Origin of the sequence: Dapis brunnea BLCC-M229, from assembly GCF_050015995.1 — a bacterium.
Taxonomy (GTDB): Bacteria; Cyanobacteriota; Cyanobacteriia; order Cyanobacteriales; family Microcoleaceae; genus Trichodesmium.
Genome location: NZ_JBNHEP010000049.1, coordinates 20,236 through 30,120, shown reverse-complemented (window position 1 = coordinate 30,120; position 9,885 = coordinate 20,236). Strand labels below are relative to the sequence as shown.

Sequence of the window (9,885 nt, the reverse complement as noted above, 5' to 3'; positions counted from 1 at the left end):
GAAAATGAAACGGCGATTTCTCCAACGGTAATAGTCAGAAATTTTCCAACGAACCATCCGAGCCGAGTGCTTCAGAAAATGAAATTTCTATCTCCTTATCCCCAATAGTCAAAAATTTCACAACGAACCTTCCGAGGCGAAGTGCCGAAGCCACCAAAATACCATCTACACAGGATTTTTCAATGGCCTAGAATTAGTATATATGAGCGCACCTTCTCCATTATTCTTATAAATACCATATAAAGTATTTTTTGTCAACTAAATTTTACTCATTAACCATTATTAGGAAAAGAAATTCAACTATTTCCCCTCCTAAAATACCAACTCCTAGAATCTAGGATTTGTTATAGTGTCAATAATTAAATATCAAATCAAAAGTAGGTATGAACACACAATTTCGTGGATATTTAGAAAACATTACTTTAGGGATAATTGCTGGAATTTTAACTAATCTTATTACAGTTTCAATAGTTAACTATTTTCAACCAGGTGTAGTAGAAATTAAACAATATAAAACCATTAGTACAGCAATTTTCATATTAATTACTCCAATAATTTTCAACTATGTATTGCAGAAGCTGAATATCAATTTGAGTAAAATAGAATTAGTAACTTTGATATCTATAATAATGTTATTAGAAAGCATTTTATTTAGTGCCTTTCCCACTCAAGAAATCAATATTAACCAAAATGCAACACCCTATCCAGAATACTCAGAATACTTTGAGGGAATTGAATTAAAGAGAACCCCTTATAATGAGGTTAAGACACATGATGCCAAGATTGGAATTTTGAGGAATCAATTGCACATATTACTCCAAGTAGAATGGGAAAAAAAGGAAAAAATGAAAGGTCTAAAAAGAAACTATGGAGGGTATATCTATTATCAAATGGATATATCTGATAGTCCGCTTACAGGAAGAACTGAAATAACAACAAAAATAATTAATTATTCTTTTCGCCCAGCTAGAGGAGTTTTATCTTATATCATAGGATTCATTGATACAGGATATCTCATCAAAAGAACAAATATAAGTGATTTGACCTCGAAAATAGAAGACATAGTTAAGAAGAGAATTTTAGAAAATAAATAAGAGCGTAGATCGAGATAAAAGTTTAGGTAAACATTCAGGAGTCAGCTCTTAGCAATAAGCTATTAATTTATTACTTTTGCAAAAAGAACTAATATAGAATTTTTTACTTTTTATAGTGTATCTCATACTAATGAGATACACTATTTTTTCTTTCCTACTCCCTATCCTCTAAATTTAAAATAGCAGCCATATTTCCATCAGCTAATAAAACCAGAAAAATATCATTATTTGCCACAACAACCTTTTCAACTTCAATTGTTTTCACCTCAATATTTGCATCAATTTCAGGAGGCAACTTTATTTTCTTGATATATTTATTAGCTTCATCTTGAGCTACTTTCAATTGTTTATCTAAAGGAAAAGAAAGACGTTCCTCAATTTCCTTGAGCAAAACAGGTTTCAAAAGCGAATCTGCTGTTGATGACAATAAAGCATTTTTTGTATCAACATCATAATCCAGTTCAACCACTTTCAGATTATTAGAATCTTGATCATAAAAAATCTTACCCCAAAGATATAATATTCCTTTTGCTCCCTGAAGCAAATTGCCTTTATCAGTCTTAAAATCAACCTTAACAAGAATTTTTTCACCCAATGCAGATAAATTAATTTCATTAACAATAAATTTCAGATTTTCATCAATAGACAAAGACTTACCCCTAACTTTAGATTGAAGAGTATTATTCAATTCATCAACAGAAACCTGCACAGGCAAACTTATTAAAAACTTATCTATTATCTGGTCTTGAATAACAAGATTAGGCAACGGCTTAAAATTAATAACAGGAGCTTCTTTACATATACAAGTATCCACAAACATTTTAATTCCAATTCCAGACTGAACATTTTCACCATCGCTCAAATCAAACTCTTTAAAACTAACACTTTGCGGTTCAGTTTTAATCCAAATTGAAGGGTCTTGATTTACCTTTTCTGACAAATGCAAATTATTCCATTGTTTCGTTACTTCGGCTTTGAGGTTTAAATTTTCAACAAGTTCTGCAATTAATTTAGGCTTCTCTTTATTGATGGCTTGATCGACCTGTTTTTTCAGAATACTACGAATACTAATAGTGCCAACATTTTTTATTGGTACATCTGCTTTAGTTAAATTAGTCGATACATTTAGATTCGGTTGAATATTCCATTCATTATCTATTCCTAAAGAAAGATCCCCAAAAATTGTACCTGCAATATTTGTCCGCGCACTAACTGGAATTTTCGTAAAACGTAAATTAATTTTACCTTTTAATCTTGCAATTCCTGATATTGGCACTGAAAAATTTATCCGATTATTTTGAGTGCCAATACTGAAATCTTTGCGATTAATTTCGTAGGTAAGCTTATCATTAGAGAGCAAATCTGTAGGGTCAGATTCTGTACCCACAAATGTCTGAGGAATATTCAGATTTAATGCTTTCTGAATATTAGCCAACGGAATTTTTACAGGTAGATTTAATATACTTTCACTACGTTCAGGTTTTAATGTATTAGCTGATGTCAACTCCGGCAGTTTAGGTTGAATATTGATTCCCTTAAAAGCGGCTCTAGAAGAAAAAATAATAATAATAATTAGCACGAATATCATTAAAATAGAAAATTTTATTATTCGTGGAATAGAGAATGTTTTCATTGATTTTATTTGTATAAACTTGAAATATTGAAGCTTTGCTTTCCTCCTCAAGTAAATAAGCCTTGACATAAGCATTTAGCTATTAGCTAGCCTCTTGCAGAGGAATTGCGTATCAGTAGTCAGCAATAAAAATCAAGTCAGTTATTGAGTAATTCAGTCTAGAAATTTGTCAAGTTGGTTTGGTAGATATCTCAGTTTACCTAATCTCTTTTATCTATTTCAATAGTTTTAATTCTTAACTCCTTCAATTATTCTTATGCTAGTAATACCATTTCTCCATGAAGTTGCACTTAATAAAAGATAAGAACTGTCAGTAAAATTCAAGTCTGGGTAAGAATTATGAAGTGAATTTTTACAGATAAATGGTATAACTGATAGCTGAGAGCTTACGCAGTAGATTTGACAAAGTGAGAAAATATAACCATGATTTTTCCCATTCCCTGCTTCCTTTTACCCCCTGTTTACTATAACTATATTCTTTGAGTTGACAATAAAATCAAAAATAAAAATAGATGAGCATTTGACAAAACAGAACGTTTGTGAATAGAATATTTTCCTTCCTTATTGAATATTGACTAAGAATCAAAGGTCTTCTGAGTGGAAAAACTCAGAAAGTCAACTCATCTGAAGCAAATAGAAGAAACTATCTAAAATTATGTCAAAAGAAACATTCGACTTTGTTATCCCCCTTTACAAAGTGCGTTGGAATACCCAAGCTGTTGTAGAAGGAATTACTCACCACTACAAACCTCGAACTATCCACATAATAGCTCCAGAAAGTGAGGCAAAATTACTAGAACAGAAAGTTAAGGAATGGCAAGTTGCTCCAGTCTATACCCACAAGGAAGAATACTTTTTTCAAAATAATGGTCTGACAAAAGAAGCAATTTGTTCAGAACTTGATTTAGGTAAATCACTTTATAATCCTGGTTGGTTTTATCAACAGTTATTAAAACTTGGTGCTTATGAAGGTATTGATAACCTAAGTGAATGGTTTGTTGTTTGGGATAGCGACCTACTTCCTGTTAAGACTTGGCCACTCATCAGTATTCATCAAGAAACTACACAACACAAATTTGCACTTCTGCAACACAATCAATATGGTAATCCTCATATTGTATCCAAGTGGGCTGAATGGATTACTTCGGTACTTGGGGTTGAGCCACTTACAGACCATGAAGGTACATTTATTCCCCATCATATGTGGTTCAAACAAGAACATCTAAAATCATTTAAGAATCAAATAAAAAGCTATTTTCAATCAGACGAAAACTGGTTATTATTGATGATGCGCTCTGCTAATCAATTTGAAACCTTTAGTGAATATTGGTCTTACATTTCATGGGTAGCAGCAAAAGCTCCTGCTGACCTAGCTTTTTATCCATACGAAAATTACGGAGCTACAACTGAGCGATTTTTTGATGATGGTACTGGTCTATTTTCTGCTGCACTGAGAAGTTATCAGTCGAGGGTATTTTCCACTGAAATTAATAGTTACCAATCAATAGTATCTAATCGAGCTATCTTTTCCCCTTCATATATAGATATAGAATCTTTTATTCGAGAAAAATACGAACCAGATGCACTTCCATCCTCTTTATCTTTTGAAAGTAGTCCGCGACATCTCAAGAAAGATAGAAAAAATACCCATATTGAAGAGCAACGTTCTCAATGGAACCCGCGCAAATTTGAATCTGACCTATGCTTAAATTTAGGTTGCGGAGCGAGACATCTAGATGGTTATATCAATGTAGACAAGTTTGGAGATCCTGACATTAGATTAGATTTAGAAACATTTCCTTGGCTGTGGGAAGATAATAGCGTGGCAGAAATAGAAATGAGTCATGTATTAGAACATCTTGGGCAACAGATAGAAATCTATCTCAAAATTATTCAGGAAATATATAGAATATGCAAACCAGGGGCAAAGGTGCATATCAAAGTTCCCCACCATCGCCACGATAACCTCCTACACGATCCTACTCATGTACGTGCAATTACGCCCTATGGTTTAAGTATGTTTTCCCAAAAACTAAACAAAGAGCGACAGGAAAAAGGATATCCTACTACACCACTGGGTATATATTTGGGGGTGAATTTTGAGTTGGTAGAAACTCGCTATCTTCCTAGCGAACTTTGGTATGAACGTGAGAGAGAGCGGATTGATGATACAGAATATCTTCTGCAACAAAGTTCTCTATATAATAATCTTGTCCAAGAGTTAGACATGACATTAGTGGCAATAAAATAGTGAAGGAAAAAGGAATCCTTTGTAGCTCCTAATTCCTACTCTTGTCAAATCATACTTTTATTCAGCAACGCCCATTTTTTTGTCTCTCTACTTATGAGAAATATTGGCACATTAATTGTCTCAATATCAAACATTTGTAGAGGTCGCCCTAGAATAACAGGAACTAGAATTTTTGTCTCGAGTATTTCTGAGGAATTAACAAATAAACGGCAACAATTAAAATTAATTCTTGCAAAACAAATATTAAATTTATTCCCATTTTTTCAATCAAACTAGCAGTAAAAGTAAAGCCAATAATTTCTCATGGTAGGGTATCTAATACAAACCCGTTTTCTATAACTTTAACTTTATACTTTAGTGCTAGCAAACAAATACTTGATTATCACTAAATTATGGTTAACATAGCGATACTAATACTAAACATAATATGATTTTGAATTAACTGTTTTGCCATAATTTCATTGTTATCTTTTCCCAGGGCTATTTCGTTCTAATTTCTGACTTTTTCTGCAAACCATGAAAATATGCCTTTTCCAGGATTGAAGGTTATATCAACCAATCTCTAAAAGCTAGTAAAATCCTCACTTGATTGTAGGCTGAAATAGCCCTGACCTTTTGCTGACTTGTAAAAGTTCCCCATGTGCAATAATAGACTCAAATTCCCATTGCTTCGCTTCCATTGCTTTGCGCAGTCTTTCAGAGGATCGAAATACAAATATTTCGGACTCATTCTCAACAATTTCTAAGTTAGGCGAATTACTCAATAACAACAGTCGTACATCATCATCTAATATATAACTGAGTGAAATCAAATCTCCCGTATTTGTATAATTATCACCCACATCACTCAATAATATTGGGGAGTCACTAGCATTAATTTTTCTGGCAACTTCAGGATTATGATAGCTAGGAACTTTACTCCACCAAGTATCAGAAAAAGCACTGACGGTACAAGATGCAATACTAGCAGTTAACAATGTCACTAAAACCACCCGCCAGTATTTTTGCTTGCTAAATAAAGTAAGATGTTCCCTACCTAAATACCTTCCTAATAAATAAGCAACCGATAAATATATTACCGGAAAACAGGGAATTAGATAACGGGTGATAGCAGACCGTTTCCCACTCGATACTAAATCTGGTATTACTAATATTATAAAAGGTATAAAAATAGAAGTCAAGATAAATAATTTTGTGGAAAGATTACAAGAACGACAAACTGTATAAATCCCCCAAATAATAATAATTAAAAATAGCAATCTGAGTAAATATGTGCTGATTTTATTAAAACCAAAATCTAGGTCAATAAACAAGCATGAAAAACTCAAAATCCACCTTTTGATTAAAAAATCTAAGGTTACTGATACTCTCGCCCAATCTGTTGCATCATACACTTGTTGCAAATTATTAATTACTATAACTATCCAAGGAGTATAGAGAATTATTATTCCTACTGAAGCAATGAAAAAATCTAGAGGTAATGTTTGAATCAAACGTTGAAATATTGATAAATTAGATTTTTTTTCAGAGGAAATATTTGCTACATAATTTGACAGCAACCAATTGCTAATTACAAATATTCCATGGGAGATAATAGTTAAAGAAAAAAACAAATGGGTATATAAACCGATGGCAGAAACAATAGTATATAATCCCCACTTTTTCCAACTCCGAGAATCTAAAGCTTGCAATAAGAAAATACCACTACAAATAGTCAAAACAGTAACTAAACTATATTGCCTTGCTGTTTGAGCAAATAAAATTTCAACAGGGGATAAAGCCAAAAATGTAGTGCCAAGTAAAGCAGTTAAATCAGACTTAAAAAGTTGCCAACCTAGAACATATATTAATGATAGAGATAACAAACTAATTAATGCTGGTAAACTACGAGATGCCGTCAGGGAACCGCCAAATTTTTGCATCCATAATCGAGCCATAAAATAGTATAAGGGTGGATGATGAGGATTCTCAATTGTGAGAGACTTGAGAGTTCCTTTGAACGTGCTTTGCGGTTTAATTTGTTGATATTTTTGTAGTTGTTTAGCTGGAATAATTTGGTTTTGAAACAATTGAGAAATATCATTCGCCTCATAACCCGCAGCTCTTAAAGAAGTATATACTTCGTCATGCCAATAGACTTTTTTATTCAGGTTAAAAAAGCGGAATCCTATTCCTAAAGTTATGGTAATAATTAGTAAAATAACCATGGGTTTGGATAGGAACTTTTTGTTAATTTTTAGAGTCATTTTTTTGATTTAATGGGATAGATAATCGATGCTTTTTCAAGCAAATATAAAAAATATAGGGAACCGAGAAAGACAAAATTATTGAAATATAATTTAAGTCAGCGATCCCTAAGGAAATTCAGTACCTTGAAAACTTTTGCCGTGAGTTACGCTCGCCTTTATAAAATATAGAAATAAACTTTATATCATTCTCAAAAAACATCAACACTAAAACGAGTTTTAGCCATAACTAAATATTCCTTTTTTAACTTAAGATACTTACCCTAAACTACCAAACACTTTCAATCATAATAAAAAATAAGATAGAGATATATTTTGCTGCCTAAACTTCTTTTACAAAACAACTTCAATGAAGTAGCGATCGCCTAATTTTTTCAGTAATTAGTTAATTAGAAATCACTGAGTCACGCCCGTAAAAATATAAAAGGATTTTGATTCATCTTAAATACTTAAATATTTGAAAATATCTCATAAATCATTAGGCGATCGCTATATAGCTAATTTTATCGATTGTATCGTAGTCAAGTAACTAATTACTATAGTAAAATTATCTGTAGCAATCAAGAATCAGTTGTAAGAATTGAGATGTTCCTTAAAAGGATAGAACAGAGAAGTTATCATATTCATATATATTGGTTTTTTCTTCTTCTCTGTTCCCTGTTCTCAATTAAGTGTTCCTTAAAAGTCTCCAATATCTCACAACTTAAATCATATTGCTATAGAAAATATCATCTATTTAACTATGAACTTTGCAACCAGAATGAATGGCTTAGGTGGCGATGCTGCCATTGAAGTTTTTACTAAGGCAAAAAAGTTAGAATCTCAAGGTCGAAATATTATTCATTTAGAAATAGGTCAACCAGATTTTAAGACTCCTCAAAATATTCGCGAAGTTGCTTTCCAAGCTATGAATGATGGCTATACAACTTATACTCCAGCAGCAGGTTTGTTGGAGTTAAGAGAAGTAATAGCAGAACATATTTCTCAAACTCGAAATATATCAGTTAATCCTGATGAAGTAGTAGTAATGCCAGGGGCAAAACCAGTCATATTTTTCACTCTTTTAGCATTAATAAATCCTGGAGATGAAGTAATTTATCCTAATCCTGGATTTCCTGTTTATGAATCAGTGATTAATTTAGTAGGAGGTAAACCAATTCCATTACCTTTATTGGAAGATTTAGACTTTCAATTTAGTATTGATAATTTAGCTAATTCTATTTCTGAGAAGACAAAATTACTAATTCTTAATTCTCCTCATAATCCCACTGGCAGTGTATTAACTTCCGAATATTTAGAAGCTATAGCCAAACTGGCAGTTAAACATAACTTTTATATCCTCTCTGACGAAATTTACTCTCACTTAATCTACGACTCAAAATTTACCAGTATCATCAGTTTTCCTGGTATGAAAGAACGCACGATTTTATTAGATGGGCATTCAAAAACCTATGCTATGACTGGTTGGCGTTTAGGTTATTCTGTTTCTCCTAAAGTAATAGCAGAAAAATTAGACCAGTTGATGTTAAATTCTAATTCCTGTGCTTGTTCATTTACTCAAATAGCTGGCATAGAAGCTATCAAAAATTCTCAGGAATTTGTCAAAAAAATGTTCTCAGAATTTAAACAAAGACGTGATGTAATTGTCGAGGGTTTAAATTCTATTCCAGGTATTAACTGCCGAAAACCCGCAGGCGCTTTTTATACTTTTCCCAATGTCAAGCAACTACCGATAAATTGTGAAAAACTGGCAGATTATTTATTAGCTGAAGCTGGAATTGCCTTATTACCAGGAACTGCCTATGGAAAATTTGGAGATGGATACTTAAGGTTATCTTATGCTAATTCAATTGAAAATATCCAGTCAGGTATAAGTAAAATAAAAACAGCGATCGCCAAACTATAGCTATCCTCTTTTAGTTATAAATTTTTCTGTGAAATTTCTCTAGGAGTCAGGGAAATTTTTACCCCGATTTATTCCCACAAAATTCTGTCATTCTCAGATTTTGTGATTGGAGAAAATCTGATTCTTTTTTTTGACTCGTTATGTTAGTTTTCCCTGACTCAAGCTCATCTATAAATGCTGGCAAATAATATATCCATAAGTTCTGAAACACTAGGAGATTATTTATTAGCTAAAATTGGAGTTTTCTGATTACCCAGAACTGCCTATGGAAAATTTGGAGATGGATATTTAAGATTGTCTTACCCAAATTCCATGGAAAATATCCAATCAGGTATGAGTGGGATAAAAATAGCGATCGCCAAACTATAGCTATCCTCTTTTAGTTATAAATTTTTCTGTGAAATTTCTCTAGGAGTCAGGGAAATTTTTACCCCGATTTATTCCCACAAAATTCTGTCATTCTCAGATTTTGTGATTGGAGAAAATCTGATTCTTTTTTTTGACTCGTTATGTTAGTTTTCCCTGACTCAAGCTCATCTATAAATGCTGGCAAATAATATATCCATAAGTTCTGAAACACTAGGAGATTATTTATTAACTAAAATTGGAGTTTTCTGATTACCCAGAACTGCTTATGGAAAATTTGGAGATGGATATTTAAGTTCTGAAACACTAGGAGATTATTTATTAGCTAAAATTGGAGTTTTCTGATTACCCAGAACTGCCTATGGAAAATTTGGAGATGGATATTTAAG

At 32.4% G+C, this 9,885-nt stretch carries 6 protein-coding genes; 4 read left to right on the top strand and 2 right to left on the bottom strand.

Features of this window, described 5'->3' with window-relative positions:
- Positions 1–383 precede the first annotated feature (383 nt).
- The gene (locus ACP6PM_RS05315; protein ID WP_426582512.1) at positions 384–1,094 is read left to right on the top strand and encodes a hypothetical protein; all 711 of its coding nucleotides are present in this window, start codon (positions 384–386) and stop codon (positions 1,092–1,094) included.
- Positions 1,095–1,248: 154 nt separating this feature from the next.
- On the opposite strand, the gene ACP6PM_RS05310 is transcribed toward ACP6PM_RS05315, so the two are convergent.
- Positions 1,249–2,727, bottom strand: coding sequence for a DUF4403 family protein (locus ACP6PM_RS05310; RefSeq protein ID WP_426582511.1), 1,479 nt, complete (start codon positions 2,725–2,727; stop codon positions 1,249–1,251).
- 655 nt (positions 2,728–3,382) lie between these two features.
- On the opposite strand from ACP6PM_RS05310, the gene ACP6PM_RS05305 reads away from it, so the two are divergent.
- Both ACP6PM_RS05305 and ACP6PM_RS05300 read left to right on the top strand, forming a co-directional pair.
- Positions 3,383–4,978, top strand: a complete 1,596-nt coding sequence (locus tag ACP6PM_RS05305; RefSeq protein ID WP_426582509.1) for a DUF6492 family protein — start codon at positions 3,383–3,385, stop codon at positions 4,976–4,978.
- 93 nt (positions 4,979–5,071) lie between these two features.
- Positions 5,072–5,254: a DUF433 domain-containing protein gene (locus ACP6PM_RS05300; protein WP_426582507.1), complete on the top strand. Its 183-nt coding sequence runs from the start codon at positions 5,072–5,074 to the stop codon at positions 5,252–5,254.
- A 305-nt stretch (positions 5,255–5,559) separates the two neighbouring features.
- Here the strand turns inward: ACP6PM_RS05300 and ACP6PM_RS05295 are convergent, their stop codons facing one another.
- Complete coding sequence (locus ACP6PM_RS05295) at positions 5,560–7,185, bottom strand: glycosyltransferase family 39 protein (protein ID WP_426582505.1); 1,626 nt, start codon at positions 7,183–7,185, stop codon at positions 5,560–5,562.
- 781 nt (positions 7,186–7,966) lie between these two features.
- On the opposite strand from ACP6PM_RS05295, the gene ACP6PM_RS05290 reads away from it, so the two are divergent.
- On the top strand, positions 7,967–9,130 hold the full coding sequence (locus tag ACP6PM_RS05290; RefSeq protein ID WP_426582503.1) for a pyridoxal phosphate-dependent aminotransferase: 1,164 nt from the start codon (positions 7,967–7,969) through the stop codon (positions 9,128–9,130).
- Positions 9,131–9,885: the final 755 nt, after the last annotated feature.

Bases quoted from the DNA above. Each gene is read 5' to 3' on its own strand.
- ACP6PM_RS05300 (WP_426582507.1), top strand. From the start codon at position 5,072: ATGAGAAATATTGGCACATTAATTGTCTCAATATCAAACATTTGTAGA.
- ACP6PM_RS05290 (WP_426582503.1), top strand. From the start codon at position 7,967: ATGAACTTTGCAACCAGAATGAATGGCTTAGGTGGCGATGCTGCCATT.
- ACP6PM_RS05315 (WP_426582512.1), top strand. From the start codon at position 384: ATGAACACACAATTTCGTGGATATTTAGAAAACATTACTTTAGGGATA.
- ACP6PM_RS05310 (WP_426582511.1), bottom strand. From the start codon at position 2,727: ATGAAAACATTCTCTATTCCACGAATAATAAAATTTTCTATTTTAATG.
- ACP6PM_RS05295 (WP_426582505.1), bottom strand. From the start codon at position 7,185: ATGGTTATTTTACTAATTATTACCATAACTTTAGGAATAGGATTCCGC.
- ACP6PM_RS05305 (WP_426582509.1), top strand. From the start codon at position 3,383: ATGTCAAAAGAAACATTCGACTTTGTTATCCCCCTTTACAAAGTGCGT.